The organism is Ideonella sp., assembly GCF_044358605.1.
Lineage (GTDB): Bacteria > Pseudomonadota > Gammaproteobacteria > Burkholderiales > Burkholderiaceae_C > Ideonella.
In genome coordinates this window covers 1-19,534 of record NZ_JBIKNQ010000078.1, presented here as the reverse complement: position 1 = coordinate 19,534, position 19,534 = coordinate 1, and the positions used below count along the sequence as shown (strand labels likewise).

The 19,534-nt window shown below is 63.7% G+C and carries 17 protein-coding genes and 1 pseudogene; 12 read left to right on the top strand and 6 right to left on the bottom strand.

From position 1 onward, the window contains the following. Positions 1-44: 44 nt before the first annotated feature. Positions 45-4,322, top strand: a complete 4,278-nt coding sequence (locus ACIQ3Q_RS20480) for a DUF6701 domain-containing protein (protein WP_396271077.1) — start codon at positions 45-47, stop codon at positions 4,320-4,322. A 4-nt stretch (positions 4,323-4,326) separates the two neighbouring features. On the opposite strand, the gene ACIQ3Q_RS20475 is transcribed toward ACIQ3Q_RS20480, so the two are convergent. Further along, a complete protein-coding gene (locus ACIQ3Q_RS20475) occupies positions 4,327-5,496 on the bottom strand; it encodes a pyridoxal-phosphate dependent enzyme (RefSeq protein WP_396271076.1) in 1,170 nt (389 codons plus the stop codon). Then, positions 5,489-6,778, bottom strand: coding sequence for an FAD-dependent oxidoreductase (locus ACIQ3Q_RS20470; protein ID WP_396271075.1), 1,290 nt, complete (start codon positions 6,776-6,778; stop codon positions 5,489-5,491). The genes ACIQ3Q_RS20475 and ACIQ3Q_RS20470 overlap by 8 nt, the downstream gene beginning before the upstream one ends. Positions 6,779-7,296: 518 nt before the next feature. On the opposite strand from ACIQ3Q_RS20470, the gene ACIQ3Q_RS20465 reads away from it, so the two are divergent. The 8 genes from ACIQ3Q_RS20465 (at position 7,297) to ACIQ3Q_RS20430 (ending at position 12,077) form a co-directional block, all read left to right on the top strand. Beyond that, complete coding sequence (locus tag ACIQ3Q_RS20465) at positions 7,297-7,797, top strand: Tfp pilus assembly protein FimT/FimU (protein ID WP_396271074.1); 501 nt, start codon at positions 7,297-7,299, stop codon at positions 7,795-7,797. Further along, positions 7,797-8,264, top strand: a complete 468-nt coding sequence (locus tag ACIQ3Q_RS20460; protein ID WP_396271073.1) for a prepilin-type N-terminal cleavage/methylation domain-containing protein — start codon at positions 7,797-7,799, stop codon at positions 8,262-8,264. The genes ACIQ3Q_RS20465 and ACIQ3Q_RS20460 overlap by 1 nt, the downstream gene beginning before the upstream one ends. Further along, positions 8,261-9,142 (top strand): type II secretion system protein J, encoded by an 882-nt coding sequence (locus tag ACIQ3Q_RS20455; RefSeq protein WP_396271072.1) that lies wholly within the window; start codon positions 8,261-8,263, stop codon positions 9,140-9,142. The genes ACIQ3Q_RS20460 and ACIQ3Q_RS20455 overlap by 4 nt, the downstream gene beginning before the upstream one ends. Further along, complete coding sequence (locus ACIQ3Q_RS20450) at positions 9,139-9,606, top strand: MSHA biogenesis protein MshP (RefSeq protein ID WP_396271071.1); 468 nt, start codon at positions 9,139-9,141, stop codon at positions 9,604-9,606. The genes ACIQ3Q_RS20455 and ACIQ3Q_RS20450 overlap by 4 nt, the downstream gene beginning before the upstream one ends. Positions 9,607-9,661: 55 nt before the next feature. Beyond that, the gene (gene dcd / locus ACIQ3Q_RS20445; RefSeq protein WP_210810496.1) at positions 9,662-10,231 is read left to right on the top strand and encodes a dCTP deaminase; all 570 of its coding nucleotides are present in this window, start codon (positions 9,662-9,664) and stop codon (positions 10,229-10,231) included. A 131-nt stretch (positions 10,232-10,362) separates the two neighbouring features. Further along, entirely contained in the window at positions 10,363-10,671 is a 309-nt protein-coding gene (locus tag ACIQ3Q_RS20440) for a hypothetical protein (protein WP_396271070.1), read from the top strand. 108 nt (positions 10,672-10,779) lie between these two features. Continuing rightward, positions 10,780-11,652: a neutral zinc metallopeptidase gene (locus ACIQ3Q_RS20435; protein ID WP_396271069.1), complete on the top strand. Its 873-nt coding sequence runs from the start codon at positions 10,780-10,782 to the stop codon at positions 11,650-11,652. A gap of 20 nt (positions 11,653-11,672) precedes the next feature. Next, a complete protein-coding gene (locus ACIQ3Q_RS20430; RefSeq protein ID WP_396271068.1) occupies positions 11,673-12,077 on the top strand; it encodes a DUF1801 domain-containing protein in 405 nt (134 codons plus the stop codon). Between the two features lie 442 nt (positions 12,078-12,519). On the opposite strand, the gene ACIQ3Q_RS20425 is transcribed toward ACIQ3Q_RS20430, so the two are convergent. The 3 genes from ACIQ3Q_RS20425 to ACIQ3Q_RS20415 all read right to left on the bottom strand — a co-directional run bounded on the left by ACIQ3Q_RS20425 (position 12,520) and on the right by ACIQ3Q_RS20415 (position 15,239). Continuing rightward, complete coding sequence (locus tag ACIQ3Q_RS20425; RefSeq protein ID WP_396271066.1) at positions 12,520-13,671, bottom strand: L-lactate dehydrogenase; 1,152 nt, start codon at positions 13,669-13,671, stop codon at positions 12,520-12,522. Between the two features lie 95 nt (positions 13,672-13,766). Then, the gene (locus ACIQ3Q_RS20420; protein ID WP_396271065.1) at positions 13,767-14,705 is read right to left on the bottom strand and encodes a LysR substrate-binding domain-containing protein; all 939 of its coding nucleotides are present in this window, start codon (positions 14,703-14,705) and stop codon (positions 13,767-13,769) included. Between the two features lie 24 nt (positions 14,706-14,729). Next, positions 14,730-15,239 (bottom strand): hemerythrin domain-containing protein, encoded by a 510-nt coding sequence (locus tag ACIQ3Q_RS20415; RefSeq protein WP_396271062.1) that lies wholly within the window; start codon positions 15,237-15,239, stop codon positions 14,730-14,732. A 108-nt stretch (positions 15,240-15,347) separates the two neighbouring features. On the opposite strand from ACIQ3Q_RS20415, the gene ACIQ3Q_RS20410 reads away from it, so the two are divergent. Further along, positions 15,348-15,791 (top strand): YbaN family protein, encoded by a 444-nt coding sequence (locus tag ACIQ3Q_RS20410; RefSeq protein WP_396271078.1) that lies wholly within the window; start codon positions 15,348-15,350, stop codon positions 15,789-15,791. A gap of 182 nt (positions 15,792-15,973) precedes the next feature. Here the strand turns inward: ACIQ3Q_RS20410 and dinB are convergent. Next, positions 15,974-17,104: pseudogene (dinB, locus tag ACIQ3Q_RS20405) on the bottom strand (DNA polymerase IV); the annotation flags it as partial. Between the two features lie 157 nt (positions 17,105-17,261). Here dinB and ACIQ3Q_RS20400 point away from each other — a divergent pair. Both ACIQ3Q_RS20400 and ACIQ3Q_RS20395 read left to right on the top strand, forming a co-directional pair. After that, positions 17,262-18,473 carry a DUF5666 domain-containing protein gene (locus ACIQ3Q_RS20400; protein WP_396271061.1) on the top strand — a complete coding sequence of 404 codons (1,212 nt, stop codon included), beginning with the start codon at positions 17,262-17,264 and terminating at the stop codon, positions 18,471-18,473. A 79-nt stretch (positions 18,474-18,552) separates the two neighbouring features. After that, positions 18,553-19,410 (top strand): DUF6502 family protein, encoded by an 858-nt coding sequence (locus ACIQ3Q_RS20395; protein ID WP_396271060.1) that lies wholly within the window; start codon positions 18,553-18,555, stop codon positions 19,408-19,410. Positions 19,411-19,534 lie beyond the last annotated feature (124 nt).

The window sequence follows — 19,534 nt, the reverse complement described above, 5'->3', positions numbered from 1 at the left end:
ATTGCCATATTGAACTGGGCGGCAGCTCGGTGGTCAATGGGAACGTGTCGTTGACGACCTCGCTGGGCGCCAACTACGGGTGTGGCATCTATCTCTACAGCGGAGCGGTGGTCAACGGCACCGTCAGCAATGCGCAAAGCGGCGGGATTTACCACTACGCCAACAGCAGATCCCAATGCACCCGTACCCTGTCAACGGGCACTATCACCCTCTATTCACAAGCCCGGCCACAAGGTGTGTGTTGCGCCAGTGCGGGCTTTGGCTCATCCTGCGGCAGCAGTTGCGTCAGCAACAGCTCTGGGTTCGCCATGCCGGTGGGCTGCCAGCCGCCCAATGGTTTGAATGGCAGTTACTACAACACCACGAACCTGACGGGGGCGGTGGCGCTGTCCCGCCGCGACGGGCCGGTGGATTTCGATTGGGGATCGGGTAGCCCCGGCGTCGGCGTGAATGCCGACAACTTCAGCGTGCGCTGGACGGGCAATGTGCTGGTGCCTTACTCGGGCTGGTACACCTTTCAGACGCAGAGCGATGATGGGGTTCGGCTGTGGGTCAATGGTCAGCAACTCATCAACAATTGGACGCTGCCCGGGCCGACGGATGACACCTCGAATGCGGTGTACCTGAAGGCCGGAACGCGCTATCCCATAGAGATGAATTTCTACGAAGAGTCGGGGGGCGCAACAGCGCGCTTGCGCTGGAAGCGGCCTTTGGACGCAGCCTTCACGGCTATACCCTATGGTGATGGCACGCAGGGCTTGTACCCCGACACGGTGCCGGTGGTGCCGGATGCTGGGGTGCTGACGGGGGCCGTCTGGTGGAGCCGGGCGGGCAGTGTCTCGGGGGCCGACAACTCGGCCATCACGACCTGGGCCAATGAGGCCGACAGCTCGCGCAACCTGACCGGCAGCCCCACCAAACCGGTCTATCGCAACACCAATGCCTTGAACATCAACTTCAACCCCGTGGTGGAGTTCAGCAGCACGGCGCGTGGCGTCAATGTCTCGCAGTACTTTTCTGCAAGCAGCATGCTGGGCACCACGAGCCATCATCAAACGCACTTGTTCTTTGTTGGGCGTGAGCTTGACGGTGTAGGTGGGGAGAACTACTTGTTCTGGGAGGGCAATGTCAACATGCGAATCTCAACCCAGCTCACGGTCGGTGGATCGGCGATTTGGGATTCAGGCTCCTATCTGACTGAACGCGTGTCTGCGAGCAACACGCAAGATATGCTGAGTGCTCCCAATGTATGGAGCTATATCAAGAACGCGCAGAGCACAGGCAATATGCCTTTGCCCGCGAACCTCGGTTTTCGGCAAAACGGTGTAACAAGGGCAACGACCAACAGCAGCAACCCGGTGACAGGCAACAACAGCAGCTTCTATTTGGGGCACAACTTACCGGGCATTGCTGGTAGCCCATGGCGAGGCGTATTGGCCGAAGGCATGTTTGTGTTGGGGAAGTGGCTGACCCCCACGGAGCTGAACCAGATAGAGAGCTACTTGGCGCTGAAGTATGGTGTGACTCTGGGCAAGAATGCTGCGTTGAGTGCCAGCTACCTAGACAGCGCCACCACCACCACCTGGGCAGCAGGGTCGGGCTTCCATAACAACATTGCCGGCATCGGCCGCGATGACAAGCTGTTGCTGGACCAGCGTATCTCACGCTCGGCCAACACCGGGCAACAAATCACGGCGACCAGCAAAGCCACCATGCCGGATGGCAGTGCGACCGTGTCGGCCCAAGAGGGGGTGCAGTTGGCGGACAGGTCCTTTGTGATTTGGGGTGACAACGGGTTGAGCCCCAGCAGCACCATCAATATCGCCGCCGGCACCCTGGCGGGCCGCAGCCGAAGCATGCGCCTGTGGCGCCTGCAGCAAACCGGCACGGTGCCTGCGCAATGGACGGTCTGCATCCCTGACGCGCTGCTGCCCAGCAGCTTCTTGAGCGGCAACTTGGCCGACCTGCAGTTCAATGCGTCCACAGCGTCTGACTTGAGTGCCAGCCCGGTGTCGGTGGTGATGAGTGCGGGCAACTGCCCAGGCTCGGGCTTGGGGGTGACGGCCAGCGTGCCGGGCCGGGTGGCCACGCTGTCGTCGGCCCAACTGACGGCGCTGGGCAGCGTCGGCTACTTCAGCGTGACACGCCGCCTGCTCGACCATTTAGAGATCACGGCCGCCAGCAACAACGGCGTGACCTGCGCGCCCACGACCTACACCATCAAGGCCTGTGCGGATGCCGCGTGTACCTCGCTCTACACCGGCGGGGTCAGTGGCACCTTGACGCTCTCGGGCAGCGGCTTGACGGTCAACTTCCCGGCCGGTGCTGGCTTCAGCATCCCGAGTGGCAACTCGCAAACCACCATCACGGCGCAGGTGACCACGCCGGGCACGGCCACAGTGGGTGTCACGGGCTTGTCCATCACACCGGGCAATAGCCAGAATGTGTTCTGCGGCTTAGGGGCCACGGCGGCAGCGGCCAACAGTTGTGCCATGACGGTGGGCGATGCTGGCTTCTTGCTGACCGTGCCCCACAGCCGTGCCGGCTATAGCCAAACGGTGAGCCTGAGTGCTGTCAAGAAGTCTGACAACAGCCTGGCCTGCGCGGCTGCCTTCACCGGCACGCAAACCGTCAATGTGGGCTGCAGTTACCTCAACCCCAACACTGGCACCAAGCCCTTGCTGGTGGCCGGCAGCGCCGCCACCAACACCAGCACCAACCCGTCAGGCACCTGCAATGGCAGCACCGGCACGCGCAGCCTGGTGTTTGACAGCAATGGCCAGACCACGATGGCGGTGCAGTACGACGACGTGGGCCAGGTGCGCCTGAACGTGTCTGCCAGTGGTTCGGGCGGCAGCGCGGGCCTGAGCCTGGCGGGCACCGCCAGCTTTGTGATCGCGCCGTTCAAGACTTTCACGGTCACGGGTATACCTGTCGGCAATGTGGCTGCGGGCAGCCCCTTCGGCTACACCCTCACGGCGGTGAACGCTGCCGGGCAGCCAACCCCTAACTTTGGCAAAGAAAGCCCCTCTGAGGGCTTTGTGGTGAACTGGGTACGCAATCAACCCACGGGCGCGAGCGCCGTCAACGGCGTGTTCACGGCGGGCACGGCCGGTGCGGTGAGCAATGGCGCGGTGAGCTACAGCGCCGCCCAATGGAGCGAGGTTGGCCGCTTGAGTGTGACGGCGCGCCTGGCCAGTGGCAATTACCTGGGTTCTGGTTTCTCCTCTGTCGGCGGCACCGCCAGTGCGTGGCAGTGTGCTGGCGAAGGGGGTACTTGCAACGTACCTGCTGGCACAACAGCCACCGTGTCGTTTGATGCGGGCGGAGCCAACCTGTTCTTCAAGCATGGCTTGACAGGCAGCGTGCCTTGCACCGCAGCCAACTTTGGCGACCCGAAACCCGGCGCAGGCAAAACCTGCTGGATGATGATTGAGTCGGGCCACTATGCCTCGCAAACTGGCGCACTGACCTTCACGCCGCACCACTTTGATGTCACCACGTCCGCTGCCTGCGGCAGCTTCAGCTACGCCGCCCAGCCCTTCACCACCACGGTCACGGCCCGCAATGAGCAGGGTGCCGTCACCCGCAATTTCGACGGCAGCCTGGATACCAGCCCCAATTTTGCTAAGACGGTGAACCTGAGCTTGGCCAGCGCCAATGCCACAGGCACATTCAGCGGCAGTGTGGCGCCCGGCTCGTTTGTGGCGGGGGTCGGGGCGGACCTGGCCAGCTTCAGCTTCCTCAACAAGCTGACGCCCGAACAAAGCATCAGCCTGCGCGCCACCGACACCGACGGCGTCAGCTCCAACACCTTTGCCGAAGGCAGCATGGTGCTGCGCAGTGGCCGCCTCATGCTGAGCAATGCCTTTGGCAGTGAGAAGAGCCCGCTGCAGATCCCAATACAACTGCAGTATTGGAGCGGCAAGAGCTGGGTGCAGAACAGCGCAGACACCTGCACCGTGATCTCCGCCAACTCGGTGGTGCGGGCGCAGACGCTGAACCACAACAACTCAGCAGCCTCTTGGACCAGCGCCATCAGCAGCGTGAGCCTGGCCGGCGGCAGCGGTTTCATCACCCTGGGTGCGCCCAGCGGCGGCGGCACCGGCAGTGTGGATCTGTCCATCAATTTGGGCGCGACCACCACCGATGTGAGCTGCTTGGCCAGCCACCCGGCCAGCACGGGTGCGGGCCTGCCTTGGCTGCGCTCGCGCCAAGGCAGTTGCGCCAGCACTTATGACCGCGACCCTAGCGCTCGCGCGACCTTTGGGGTGTATTCGCCTGAGACCAAGCGCTCGGTGCATGTGCGCGACGTCTTCTGACGCTTCAGCTCAAGGCGCTGTCACTCATCCAAAACAGCACATGCGGCGGGTTCTCGGGCAGCGAGCGTAGGTGCTCCGCTGCGGCAGCAAAGATGCCCACCGCGTCGTCCGCCAGTTGAGCGTGGGTGTGCTCTGGCAAGGGCAGGCGTGCCAGTTGGCGGTGGCGGTCATCCACGGTGATGATGGCGTCCACCATGCCCGTCAGGGCGGTGCTGCCCATTTGGGAGGTCACGGTGCCGTGGGCCTGCTCGCCGTCCTTGGGCCAGCGGCACAGGGTGGGCAGGGCCTTGAGTTGGTGGCTGTCTTCCACCAACACGGCTTGCACGCAGGGCCCAAACACACTTTTGAGCCCGCGCACCAAGGCGGCTGCGCCCAGGCAATTGCCACTGGCCACAAACACCAGAACCGGCTGCCGCAGGCTGGGCTGAATGTCGTGGTTGAAGAGTTGTTGCTTCAGCTCCAGCGCAGCGCAGGCATAGCCCTGAAAGGCCTCGAAGGATTCAGCCGTGTCCAGCCACCAAGTGCTGCTGTTGAAGCCGCTCACTTGCCGTTTAAATTGGGCGACGTCGGCACTGGACTTCGCCTCGCTGAGTTGCGCGCCGCTGTCTTGCAGGGCTTCGAGCAGGGCTTGTGGGGTGTCGCTTTGCAAGATGACTGTGCTGGGCAGGCCCAAGGCCTTGCAGATGCGGGCGGCGGCCAAGGCGTCTCGACCAGGGCCATGGATCACCAACCGGTGCTCGCTGAGCCAGGCACGGGTGGCGGGCTTGTCCACAGCCATCAGCGGCTGGCCGACATGGGCCATGCCTGCGGCAATCATGGCGTCGCTGACCAAGCTCAGCACGGCATAGCCCATGCCACGGTCTGACAGGCTTTGCGACAGGGGCAGTTCGTCATCGCATTTGAGCCAGGCACGGCTCAAACCCTCGGGCAGCAAGGCTTGCAGTGGGTGGCCGTTCAGGCTGCGCAGCGGCGAGGCCAAGGGGCCTGGGTAGGGGGCTGCATAGGGCAGCAGCACAGCGCTGTCTTTGGCCAAGGCGCGCCAGGCGCGCACGGTGAGGCTCAGGTCATCCACATGCAAGGCAAAGCGGGCCAAGGTGGCAGCTTGTGCGTGGGTGGGCGGCAGGGGGAACCACGTGGTGGGGGCGTCCATGGCCATTTCAACAACTTCAATCATGGCGAGAACCTTGTGTGCTGGTGGCCAGCGGGCTAGCGCTGTGCGACCAAGGAGTGGGGATGGCTGGGGTAGGGCGGCTACTTTGGCGCGTGTCCATCAGGGTGCGCAGCTGTGCCGCAGCCCCAAACGCCAAGGCCGCGCTGGCGCTGTGATGGCCCAGGTTCAGCAGCAGGTTGCGAGTGGGTGTGCGGCTGACCAGCGGCAGGCCATCAGGGGCCACCCAACTGGTCTGTCGCAGGGGTTGATCGTTAGTGGGCGCCCAGTCTTGGCCAAAGTAACGGCTCACCGCAACGCTGAGTGGCCCGACCTCTTGGGGCTGAGGGCTGTCGGGCTCGCCCAGCCAGGTGGGGCCATGTGCCCACAGTGTTCGGCCTTGGCGGATCAGGCGTGTGCCGCTGGCGAGGTCGTGGATGTAGAGCGGTGTGGCTGCACCCTCGGGCAGGGTGACTTGAAGGCTGAGCCGGCTCATCGGGGCCAAGTCGGGTTTCAGGCCTACGGCGCGCAGCAGCGGTTGGGCGGCGGGATAAGAGGCGGCCACGACCAGGTCGCAGTCCACCTCATCGGCCAGGTTCAAGGTTCCGCGCAAGGTCACCGCATGGATGTGTTGGCCGGTGTGCTCCACGCCGTCTATGGTTTGGTCGTAGAGGAAGCGCACGCCTTGCTGCACCAGCTGATGGCGCAGGTCTGCCAAGACAGCAGCACCGTCGCCCAACATCCAGCCTTCGGATTGGAGCGCTGAGCTTGCTTGCGCCCGGGTGGCGTCGAGCTGGGGCAAGCCCAGGTTCTCGGTGCTCATGCGGGCCAGCGTAGGCGGCGTGCCCAGGTGCCACATGGGGCCGCGTTGCTGCTGCTGGCGGGCTGCACGGGCGCTGGTGTGCACGCACAGCATCGTGACGGGCTGTGGCTCCTGGAGATGCAGCACGCTGCCCTGCATCTCGTGAAACGCCTGCTGGCTGCGCCGGGCCAGGGCCACGGCGCGCAAGGCTTGGCTGCGGGCACCCCCGCCGCTGCGCCGGCCTAAGCAGCGCATCAGCCAGCCGAGCTGGCCCAGGCCGTCCTGCCCGCAGCGCAAGTCGCCCCGGTCATTGAGCAAAGCCCACAAGGTTGAAAGGGCTCCTTGCGGTGTGCCCCAGGGGCCGGGGTCGGTCAAGACCAAAGGTGGGGCAGTCTGGTAGGCGCCTTCAGGCCCGTGAACCAGCACGTTGACCTCGTGCCCTTGGCGGCGCATCTGCAGGGCACTGAGCAGGCCTGCGAGGTTGGCACCCAAGATGAGGATTCGCATACTTCCGTATCCTGTGTTTTATCGATCACCAATGCCCTTCGCGGGCACGGCCATCACTTATGAGGCTGAAAGAAATGGACCACCGACGCTCAAGCCGGGCGTACAGGCGGCAGGTAAAAAGTGAGGGGAGGGCGCTAGTGACCGAAGCGGGGGTGGCCGTGGGCCAGAAGAGGCAGCGGTGGCGCGAGTGCGGTGTGGCGGGCAGAGGTCATGGGCGGTGTGACAAACAAGAGTGCCCCCCTGAAGGCCGGTCATCCCACAGGCTCACGGACAGGACGGGCCTGTTTGGTACCTGAGGTGTGGCGCTGCTTATGGCGACATCTTGGCATATAACGTTGCGCATAAGCAACCCTAAATCTCAAAATTGAGCGATTGTTTGCGTCGAGTGACACCAGGGGTTTCACCTGCTTGCATGTGATCAAGAGGGTTCCGACCGGGCTTTTTGTTGTTTAGCGCGTGGGCGAGCGCGGCAAGATGAGCCCTGCGCAGTCTTGGATGCCTGCGTCTACAACAAAGCCATGCCACTCGCCCCCGCCGACCACCCTAAGCGCCGCCCAGCCAGGAGGCGGGCGCGCGGCTTCACGATGATGGAGCTGATTGTGGTGATCGTGATCTCTGGCGTATTGGCGGCCGTGGTGCTGCCCAAGTTCGATGTGGCCACGGGCGCCGGCGGGCGGGCCTATGCAGACACTGTCAAGGCGGGCATGCGCTATGCCCGCTCTGTGGCGGTGGGCCACCGTCGTTTGGTGTGTGTGAGTTTTGATGCCAACTCTAGGCTGATCATCAGAATAGCGTCGGTCAACCCGGCGACGACCTGTGATGCGGACATTGACGGAAACTCGGTGTTTGCGACCCCCCCCTCAGGCATTACTGCGGCTTGGAGCTCGGGCACTGTCGGCTACTTTCAGCCCAATGGTTGGCTCACGATCGACGGTGCGGGGCTGACAGGCATGAACAGGACCGTGACCGTCACTGGCGAGACACCCATCTCTGTCAATTGGTTCGGGAGGATTGACTGATGCGCGCCTTCCGCCAGCCCAGCCTGGGCATGACCATGATCGAGTTGGTCGTGGCGATTGTGATTTTGGGCGTAGGCATCTCCGGCATGATGCTGGCCTTCTCGACCGTGGCGGGCGGATCGGCCAACCCCATCGTGCTGCGGCAGATGCAGGCCATTGCAGACGAAATGGGGGCAGAGATTGCCCTCAAGCCCTTTGTCCCGCAGGCCAATGCGGCCAACGCGGGGTGCGCTCGGGTCAATTTCAATGACGTGTCGGACTACAACGGCTACACCACGACCAATCAAATCTGCACCATCGACGGCGCCCCTATTCCTTCTTTGAGTGGTTATTCCGTCAGTGTGGAGGTCATAGAGCAGCCCTGGGTGGCGGTGCCGTCCGCGGACAGCAAACGCATCAAGGTGACGGTGACGAATGCGGCCCAAACTTATGTGGCCTATCGCCGCCGCACGGGGTATGCCCAATGAGCTCGTATCGGTCCTTTGGCGGCCTCCCGCGAGGCTTCACCTTGATCGAGTTGATCGTGGTGATGGTGATCACCGTCATCATGTCGGTGTCACTCGTCGTGTTTTTCCGACCGGCGATTGACGGCTATTTCTTGTCTCAAACGCGCGACGACCTGATGCAGGCGGCTGACAACGCTTTGATGCACATGACAAAGGATGTGCAATCTGCGGTGCCCAACTCCATACGCACCCCCAACAACCAATGCTTCGAGTTGGCACCCAGCGCCGGCGGTGGACGCTACCGAGCCGGGCCGGACACGGTGCATGACGCGACCTGCTCTGGTGCGGGTTGTTCAGCCTGGGTGGATACCAGCGCCGCCACCACATCCTTCGATGTCTTGCAGCACAGTGGGAGTGCTCCGCAAGTCGGAGACTGGGTGGTGATCAACAATCAGAATGCCAACGATGTGTACGCAGGCACCAACCGCAGCCAGATCACCGCCATCAGCACCCCCGCAGCCAACCTCGGCGTCTCGCGTTTTACGATCAACAGTTTGCAGGTTTCACCTGGCTATGACGGTGCACGCTATCAAGTGGTGCGCAATAACCAACAAACAGCGTTTTATAGCTGCGTTGGCGCCGACGGCACCCTAGATGCCAATGGCAACGGCAAGGGCGAGCTTCGTCGAAGCGCGGGCATCCTCAACGCAACCATTCCCACAGTTTGTCCAACAAACGGGTACGTTGTCACCAAGAATGTGCTGCGCTGCAACTTCGTCTACGACCCCAATCAAGGCGCCACACAACAAAGCGGCTTTGTGTGGATGGAGATTGAAGTGGCCCGCGCCGGTGAGCGCGCCACGCTCAGCATGGGGGCGCATGTCTCCAACGTGCCATGACCAGCGCTTCTGTATGCCCCCCTCGTAGACGCCAGCCACGCGGCTTTGGCGTGATTGCGGCCATGGTGGTGCTGGTGATGATGGCGGTGCTCTCTGCAGCCATTGTGCGCATTGGCATGAGCCAGCAAGTCAGCTCGGCCCAGGCCATCAATGGCGCCAAGATGTCCGGGGCTGCGGCCGCAGGTGTCGAGTATGGGCTGTATCTTGCTCTGAGGGGCTCTTGGACGACCTGTGCCAACCAATCCTTCACGACCCAGATGAGCCTCTTCAACGGGTGGACCACCACCACCTGCAATTCGGTGGTTTACAACGAGGGCGAAACCGCACCTGGCGTGCCGCGCACGGTGAGGGTCTTCACCATCACCTCCACCGCCTGCACCTCGTCGGTGAGTTGCCCTGACCCGGTGGCGGCCACCCAAAGCGGCTACGCCGAGCGCGTGCGCCAGGCCGTGGTGGTGAACTGAGGGCGCTGGGGCGCCAGGGGCGGCCCTAGAATCAGGCTCCAAGGAGCCCCCCGCAATGAGCATCAAGAGCGATAAATGGATTCGGCGCATGGCCGAGCAGCACGGCATGATCGAGCCGTTCGAGCCCGGCCAGGTGCGGCAATCGGCCGACGGCCAGCGCATCGTCAGCTACGGTACCTCCAGCTACGGCTACGACATCCGCTGCGCGCGTGAGTTCAAGGTCTTCACCAACATCCACTCCACGGTGGTGGACCCGAAGAACTTCGACGAAAAGAGCTTTGTGGACATCGAAGGCGATGTCTGCATCATCCCGCCCAACAGCTTTGTGCTGGCCCGCACGGTGGAGTACTTCCGCATCCCGCGCAGCGTGCTCACCGTCTGCCTGGGCAAGAGCACCTACGCCCGCTGCGGCATCATCGTTAACGTCACGCCCTTCGAGCCCGAATGGGAAGGCTATGTGACGCTGGAGTTCTCCAACACCACCCCGCTGCCGGCCAAGATTTATGCCGGTGAGGGCTGCGCCCAGGTGCTGTTCTTTGAAAGCGATGAAGTCTGCGAGACCAGCTACAAAGACCGGGGCGGCAAATATCAAGGTCAGCGTGGCGTGACCTTGCCCAAGACCTGAACCCTGGGCACTAAGGGGTAGCGCGGGCTAAAACTGCGGGGCTTTTGCCCTGCTCTTGCGCGGTTTGGCGCGCTTAAGTCCGGGCGACCATGCAGGCCATACGGCAACTCTTCTGCTCTCAGGAGACCCCCATGGCACTGCACACCTTCACCTCCGCCCCCCCAAAGCGCCCCATCAAGCACCACCCCCTGCCTGCGGGCGTGCTGCAAGCCTTTGCCGCAGACGAGCTGGGCATGGGCGCCTTGCTGCGTTTTCGCTCGCTGATGGGTCAGCAGGGCCACAGCGTGCAAGTGGCACGCATGTGTTTTGACAAGCTTTACGCCTACGAGCGCATTGCGAGTGCCCACGCGACAGAGTCTGAGCCGCTGCGTCGTCTTGCGCTGGAGTTGTTCCAGGCGTACCACCGGCGCGACGAAATGCGGCAGACCTTGGCGTCTTGACGCCGCACCCAGGGGAAGCGCCCTAACGCGCCACCCTAGCGCACCCCCACAATCCCGCCCCACAGGCCGCAGGTTTGCGGCCATTTATTTTTTGGAGGGGAGGGTGCCATGCGCTGGGAAGGCAATCGACAAAGTGACAACGTAGAGGACCGCCGGGGTGACGGCCGCGCTGGAGGCGCCCGCATGGGCGGCCGCTCGCTGGGTTTGGGCAGCATTGTGATTGTTTTGCTGGCCAGTTGGATCTTCGGCATCAACCCGATGACGGTGCTGGGTTTGCTGGACGGCGCAGGCGCTCAAGCGCCAATTTCTGCACCTTCGGGACAGAAACCACCGGCCCATGACCGCATGGCCGCTTTTGTTTCTACGGTTTTGGCCGATACAGAAGACGTCTGGACGGCGCAGTTCCGCCAAATAGGGAAGACCTACGCCAAGCCGACGCTGGTGCTGTTCGCTGGCCAAACGCCAACGGCTTGCGGCAGAGGTGAGGCGGCGATGGGGCCGTTTTACTGCCCTGGCGACCAGCAGGTGTACATCGATTTGAGTTTTTACGACACGCTGCAAAAGCGGCGGGGGGCCCCGGGCGACTTTGCCCAGGCCTATGTGATTGCCCATGAGGTGGGCCATCACGTGCAGCACTTGTTGGGCGTGTCGGACAAGGTAGACCGCATGCGGCGCCAGGTGTCAGAGGTTCAGGGCAACGCCCTGAGCGTGAAGCTGGAGTTGCAGGCGGATTGTCTGGCGGGGGTTTGGGCGCACCACGCGCAAGCCGCCCGCCAAGTGTTGGAAGCCGGAGATATCGAGGAAGCCATGAATGCCGCCTCTCGCATTGGTGACGACGCCCTGCAGCAGCAGGCCGGTGGCACCGTGCGCCCGGACAGTTTTACCCACGGGAGCAGCGCGCAGAGGGTGCGCTGGTTCCGCAAGGGGTTGGAGCAAGGCCAAATGGCCGGCTGCAACACCTTCGATAACAAAGCACTTTGATTGATCGGAGTTCCCCCGCCATGCGTCGAACCATTCGCCCCAAAGCCCTGGCAGCCGCCTGGTTCGACTTTCTCACGCCTGAGCAGCGCAAAACCGCGCAAGAGTTGCAGGCGGTGGTGATGCGGGTAGAACCTGAGTTGGTCGAGATGGTGCAGTGGGGCCAAATCGTCTATCACCTGGACCGTGTGCCCACGCTGGCCTTGGCCGCCCACAAATCGCATGTCAGCCTGCAATGTCTGCCGCGCATTGCCTTGCCCGCCGCGCTCGGCCCCTTGGAGATGGGCGGCCGCTCCGCCCGCAGCCTGAAGTTCCGCCTGCATCTGCCCGCCGACCCCGTGCTGGCCGAGATGATGGCCTCTGCCGCCGTGGCCGCTGCCCGCCGCCAACTCGAAGAAGGCGCGCCGACGGGGGAAGCGGGGTTGTAGGGTTTTCGGCGTTTGCTCGTGAGGGCAACGTTTCGTCGTGGGCAATAGCTGCCGATTCATGTTTGTTTCTTGATCGCCTGCGACGGTTTGCGCAGAGCCAAGGCGCTCGGGCGACTGGCGCCGCTCATGTCCCCCGCCAACGCCTTGCGGCGTTGTCTCCTCCTAATACTTCGCTCTGCCAGTCGCCCGATCTCCTTGGCAGTTTGAGGTGAACGTACTTCCACAGTGCCTTCGGCAAGGCAACACTGCGCGAGTTGCGGAGCAGCACAGTCTTTGGGTTTTGCGCCATACAGCGCCAACGCTGGAGTCAAGGTGGGTGGGTGACTGGCAGAGCGAAGTATTAGGGGGAGCCCAAAGTTGAAGACTTTGGGCGGAGGACATGAGCGGCGCCAGTTGCCCGCCCGCCTTGACGCGCTGCAACTTCCGCAAGTTCCCCAAAAAATCAGGCCGGAAAAGTCCCCGGCACAAAGATGTGTGGCCCTACCTGCTCAATGCGTGTGTGGCCGCAGAAGGCCATGGTCAGGTCCAACTCTTTGTGGATGATCTCTAGCGCCTTGGTCACGCCTTCCTCGCCCATGGCGCCCAGGCCATAGAGGAAAGAGCGGCCAATCAGCGTGCCGCGAGCGCCCAGCGCCCAGGCCTTCAACACATCTTGGCCAGAGCGGATGCCGCCATCCATCCAGACCTCGATGTCTTTGCCCACCTCTTGAGCCATGGCCGGCAGGGCCTCAATCGAGCTGAGGGCGCCGTCCAACTGACGACCACCGTGGTTGGAGACGATCATCGCGTCGGCGCCGCTGTCGCGGGCCAAGCGGGCGTCTTCCACGTCCATGATGCCCTTGATGATCAGCTTGCCGCCCCAGCGCTTCTTGATCCACTCCACGTCGGCCCAGGAGAGCGCCGGGTCAAACTGCTCGGCCGTCCAAGAGCTGAGTGAGGATAAGTCGCCCACGCCCTTGGCATGGCCCACGATGTTGCCAAACGAGTGCCGGCGGGTGCCCAACATGCCCATGCACCAGCGCGGCTTGGTCATCAGGTTGAGGATGTTGGCGATGGTGGGCTTGGGCGGGGCCGAGAGGCCATTCTTGATGTCCTTGTGGCGCTGGCCCAAGATCTGCAAATCCAGCGTCAACATCAGCGCCGAGCAGTTGGCCGCCTTGGCCCGGTCGATCAGGCGCTCGATGAAGTCGCGATCCTTCATCACATACAGCTGGAACCAGAACGGTGCCTTGGTGTGGGCGGCAATGTCTTCGATGGAGCAAATGCTCATGGTCGACAGCGTGAAGGGGACGCCGAATTTCTCTGCCGCCCGTGCCGCCAAGATCTCGCCATCGGCATGTTGCATGCCCGTCAGGCCGGTCGGCGCAATCGCCACCGGCATCTTGGCGGCTTGGCCCACCATCTCGCAGGCGGTGCTGCGGTTTTGCATGTTGACCGCCACGCGCTGGCGAAGCTTGATCTTCTGAAAGTCGGCCTCGTTCGCGCGGTAGGTGCTTTCCGTCCAAGAGCCCGAGTCCGCGTAGTCATAAAACATACGCGGCACGCGCTTCTGCGCCAGAACACGCAGGTCTTCAATGCAAGTGATGGTGGGCATGGGCTTGTCTCCTCTTTAGTGGAGCCGATGCTAATCGCCCCACTCAGGGCGCCGCCGGAAAAATCTTCAGGGGCGAACGGAAAGCAGCGCTGGCCTTAGCCCCCGCCCGACACCAAGGCCAAGCCCAGTGCTGCGGCGTCCTCGGCTGCTTGTTTGAGCGCCAGGGCCAGAGCCACCACGCCCTCGGCGGTGTCGGTGCTGCCGTTGTCGGGCAGGTGCAAGGTGTAGGCGGTGGCCGCCGGGGCGGTGGGCGTGGCGCCAGCGCCCAAGACAGGGGCCAGCAGGCCGGCGCGCAAAGCGCCCAAGGCGAGCGAGGGCCGGGCCAGGGCCACGCCTTGGCCATGAATGGCGGCTTCCAGCACCAGGCCCAGGTCCACCAGGCGCGGGCCTTCGTCGGGCTCGGGCAGGTCCAGCCCAGCGGCAGCGGCCCACGGGGCCCACGGGTCGACGGGGGTGCGCAGCAGGGGCAGGCGGGCCAGGTCGGCCAGGGTGCGGGGCTGGGTGTGGGCCAGCAGGCTGGGGGCGGCCAGGGGCAGCAGGTGGTCCACCATCAGCAGGGCCGGGCCAGCCTGGGCCAAGGGGGTGAGGCGCACGTGCAGGTCGGCCTCGGGCGCGGCGGCGTCCATGAAGGGGACGCTGAGCACCAATTCCAGCTCGATTTGCGGGCAGGCTTGGTGCAGTTGCGGCAGGGCAGGCACGATGATCTGCCGGGCAAAGGTGGGCGGCGCCGTCAGGCGCAGGCGCTGGCGGCGCTGGTGGGTGCGGCGGTGCTGGGGCAGGGCGGCCAGTTGGGCCAGCAGCGGGGCGATGCGGGCCAGGTATTCCTTGCCCTCGGCGGTCAGCGCCAGGGGCTTGGTGGCACGCTGAAACAGCGGGCCGCCCAGCAGGTCTTCCAGCGTGCCCACGCGCTTGGCCACGGCGCTGGCGGTGACGGCCAGCTCATCAGCGGCACGCTCGTACTGGCCCAGGCGGGCAGCGGCCTCAAAGGCCCGCAATGCGTCCAGCGAGGGCAGGCGCAGGGCGGGGTCGGCCATGGCTTTGCGGCAGGGGTGTGGCCGTCAGGCGTGGCTGCTGCAGGCGTTGCCCACGCCGTCGCCGCAGTGGCTCACGCCGGGCTCGGGTTCGGCCGCAGGCTGGGGCGGGCGGGTCATGGTTTCGGTGGCGAAGTCAAAGCCCACGGCGTCCAGGTGCGAGGCCAAGATGGCGTCCATGGTCTGCGCATGGTTGGCAAACCAGGGGCCGAGTTCGGGCAGCACGCGGGTCAGCGGGCCGTAGTCGCCTTTGTCTTTGGCATAGACGATCACTTCCTTGAGCAGCGACAGCACTTGGTGGTGCTGGCCGTTGTGGCAGTTCTCGGGCGCAAAGCCGGTCTTGGCCATCCAGCGGTCTTCTTGGCCGAAGTGGCCCACGGTGTGCTCGACCAAGGCTTCATAGGTGACCAGGCCTTCTTCGACAGAGCGAGCCACGGCTTCTTCAGCGGCGGTGAGCAAGGCCACAAACTCTTGGTGGGTGGCGTCGATTTGGGCGTGGTTGAGGGCCAGTTCGTCTGACCAGACAAGAGAGGGCATGGTGCGGTGTGGGCTGTGGTGGGCTGTGGTGGGCTGTGGGGCATTGTCTCAGCAAGCGCTGCTCTGGAAAGGCCAGTCATTTCCGGCTTTAAGCCAGGTCAGTGCTGCATGCACAATCAGCCCATGTCGGAATCTGCCCCGCTCCGCAACGCCATAGCGCCCGCGGCTTGCCCGTTGAGGACGGCGCGCCACCCGCTGCTGCGCGCCTTGTGGCTGCTGGGCGGCTGGCTCAGCTTGGTGCTGGGCTTCATCGGTATTTTCTTGCCCCTGCTGCCCACCACGCCTTTTGTGCTGTTGGCCGCGTTTTGCTTCTCGCGTGGCAGTGCGCGCTGGGAGCATTGGCTGGTGAACCACCCGCGTTTGGGGCCCATGGTGCGCGACTGGCGCGCCACCCGCGCCGTGCCCTTGCGGGCCAAGCAATTGGCTACCCTGATGATGACGGCCAGCAGTGTTTGGGCCTTCTTCGCGATCCCGTCGATGTGGCGGGTGATGCCTGCGCTGTGCTGCGCTTGCGTGGCGATTTGGCTCTGGCGCCTGCCAACGCGACGCTGAACCTCATTCCTCGCGCTCCAAACCGCTGAACAAATCGGGCGTGGGCTCTTGCGCCAGCAGGGGTGCGTGCAGCACTTGTGGAGTGGGTTTGAGCAGGCGTTCTGGCTTGGCGCCGCGCCGCACCGTGCCGGGCCGGGCCGGACCTTGGTGCTGTCGGTGCTGGTTTTGCCGCCTTCGGTGCGGGCCAGGCTGGCCACCCTCACCCCCAACAAGCGCAGGCGGCGGCTCAGGTCGGCGCGCTTCAAGCACTGGCCTGCGGCACGGCGGATGGCGGTGGCGTCTGCGGTGGCTTGCGGCAAGGTAATGTCGCGGGTCTGGGTCTTAAAGTCGTCAAAGCGCAGCTTGATGCCCACGGTGCGTCCTTGGTAGCCTTTGCGCTGCAGGTCGGCCGCCACCTGTTCGCACAGCTCGGTGAAGATGCGGCTCAGCGTGGCGCGGTCGCGCACGGCGTGCAGGTCGCGGTCGAAGGTGGTCTCGCGGCTCATGGACACGGGCTCGCTTTCGGTGACCACCGGGCGGTCATCGCGGCCATGGGCGGCCTCATGCAGCCAGGCCCCATAGCTGCGGCCAAAGCGCTCCATCAGCAGCAGGCGGTCGGCGGCGGCCAACTGGCCGATGGTGTCAATGCCCAGCGTGCCCAGCTTGGCCCCGGCCTTGGGACCAATGCCGTTGATGCGCCGCACCGGCAGCGGCCACAGCCGAGCGGGGATCTCGTCGGCCATCAGCACGGTCAGGCCGTTCGGTTTGTCCAGCTCAGAGGCGATCTTGGACAGCAGCTTGTTGGGCGTGATGCCAATGGAGCAGGTCAGGCCGGTGTGGGCAAAGACGTTGTTCTTGATGTCGCGGGCCAAGGCGCGCACGCCGCCCAGCGGGTCGTGGCCCACGGCTTCTTGGGCGCCCGAAACGTGGGTCAGGTCGATGTAGATCTCGTCAATGCCGCGGTCTTCGATCACCGGGGCCAGCTCGGCCACCGCAGCTTTGAAGCGGCGGGAGTAGTGGCGATAGCTGTCGAAGTCGACGGGCAGCAGCACCGCATCAGGCGCCTTGGCGGCGGCTTTCATCATGCCCATGGCCGAGTGCACACCCAGGGCCCGGGCCTCGTAGGTCGAGGTGGTGATCACGCCTCGGCCCACATAGTCGCCCAGCCTGGAGAACTGCCGCGTGCCATCGGCCTGCAGCACAGGCTGGTGGTCGCGGCTGCCGCCAATCACCACGGCGCGGCCGCGCAGCTCGGGGTAGCGCAGCAGCTCCACCGAGGCATAGAACGCGTCCATGTCCAGGTGGGCAATGAGCCTGCGGGGTGGGGTGGGCATGAGCGAGTGAAAGCTGTCGCGACACAGAGTACTGGATGAATTATCAGCCCTTCAGATTCATTTCAAAAGGTAAATCACTTGAAATGTGCAAAAAACACATTTAGACTGGCGCCACTGCTTGCAACAGACCCTTGCCCACTGCTTCAGGAGAATGCTCATGTCCTCACCCTCACTCCGTTCCTCTCACCGTCCCGCTCGCCTCTGGGCGGCTGCACTTGGTGTCGTCTTCGCCGCGACCTTGGTCGCCTGCGGCGGCGGTGGCGGTTCAGAAACCCCCAGCAGCGTGACCCCTCCGCCTGCGGCCACCGGCTCGTACACCAGCGGCGCCATCAGCGGATTCGGCTCCATCATCGTCAACGGCGTGCGCTTTGATGACAGCGGCGCCCAGGTCTTTGACGACGACGGCAACCGCCGCGGCAGCGACGACCTGAAGCTGGGCGCCCATGTCGAGATCGAGGCTTCGCGCATCGACCGCAGCGGTGGCAGCGGCACAGCCAGCGTGATCCGCTATGGCAGCGAGATCGTGGGCCCGGTGACCTCGGTCAGCGCGTCCGGCTTCAGTCTCTTGGGCCAAACCGTGGAGGTGACCAGCACCACGGTGTTTGACGACAGCCTGGCCGGTGGCTTGGCGGCCTTGACCACCGGCTTGGTGGTGGAGATCCACGCCCAGTGGGACGCTGCCCGCAGCGTCTATGTGGCCAGCCGCATTGAAGACAAGCTCAATGCCACCAGCTACAAGCTGCGCGGCACGGTGGCCAACCTGGACACCACCGCACGCACCTTCAACATCGGCGGCGCGGTGCTGAACTACGGCACCGCCACCACGGTGCCCACCACCTTGGCCAATGGTGCTTGGGTGCGAGTCAACCTGCAAACCACGGCCAGCAATGGCCAATGGCTGGTCAGCAACTTTGGCAACGAAAGCCGCAGCCGTGGCGACCACAGCGAAGCTGAAGTCAAGGGCATCATCACCGCTTGGACCAGCGCTACGCAGTTCAGCGTCGACGGCTTGGCCGTGGACGCCAGCAAGGCCAGCTTCCGCGAAGGCACGGCTGGCGTGGTGTTGGGTGCCCGCGTTGAAGTTGAAGGCGCCATCGTCAATGGCGTGATGGTGGCGACCAAGGTGCACCTGGAAGACCAGAGCAGCCGCGGACGTGGTGAAGACTACGAACTGCATGGCACGGTCAGCGCCTTGAACACGACGGCCAAGACCTTCAGCCTGCGTGGCCTGACGGTGAGCTACAGCACCACCACCACCTGGAAAGATGGGTCTGAGAGCCAACTGGCGAATGGCTCTCGCGTGGAAGTCAAGGGTGATCTGTCCAGCGATGGCGCCACCTTGACCGCCTCGCGCATCGAGTTCGAGTAATCCACACGGACGCGCAGGGCCAATTTGATGGGCGAATCGCACATTTGACCAAGGTCAACGTAAGATTCGCCCATTCATCATGAGCAATGCCCCCGAATCCTCCCTCCCACCCGACCAGCAGGCCCTGTTGGAGGCGGTGAACGCGGTGCTGCTGCCGCTGGCTCGTTTGGTGATTGCCCGGGGGCTGACGTATGGTGCTGTCGAAGAATCACTCCGAATTGCCTTCGTCAGTGAAGCCCGAGCAGCGGCCTTGCGTGCGAGCCCAGAGGCGCTGCCGCATCGCTTGGTCAGCCGGATCTCTACCGCAACGGGGCTGAATCGGCGCGAAGTGACCCGTTTGATCAATTCAGACTTGAATGCGGAGCCGCAACGCCGAACTCCGGCCCTGGAGGCCCATGCCCGTTGGGTGTCCGATAAAGCCTATGTGGACAAACAAGGTCGTCCGATCGTATTGCCCCGCAGTGGGCCTGCCCCCAGCTTTGACAGCCTTGCCCAGTCCATCACTAAGGATGTTCATCCACGCAGCATCCTCGATGACTTGGTTCGGCTTGGTTTGGTGACTTGGGACACTGAGGCCGATGCGGTGACCTTGCTGAGGGATCGCTTTGTGCCCGATGAGGATGCGATACGCATGACCCAGTACGTGGGCTACAACGTCGGTGATCACCTTCGTGCTGCAGTCTCCAACGTCAATGGAGACGGAGACAAAATGCTGGAGCAGTCCATACTTGCAACAGGCATGAGACTGCAAGATCTGAAGCAACTCGACCAATTGGCGAGAGCGCAGTGGCAGGCTGCTGTGTCAGCGCTGGTGCCGCATTTGAGCAAGAGCGTCGATGAGGCATCTGACAGTGAGGCCACGGCGAGGCTGCGGTTTGGTATGTACCTGTATGCTGAGGCCACGCCGTCCAACAACGATTCAGATAAGGGAGTTTAGTTGTCACGTCTCATGTGATCATTGGCCGATTCGAAGCTGGCCGCTACTTCAGGCCAGAGCTGTCCTGAGCGAGTTGCTGGCTTCGATCCCAGAGAGTTCATCATAGCCAGATCGCATGAGCCAT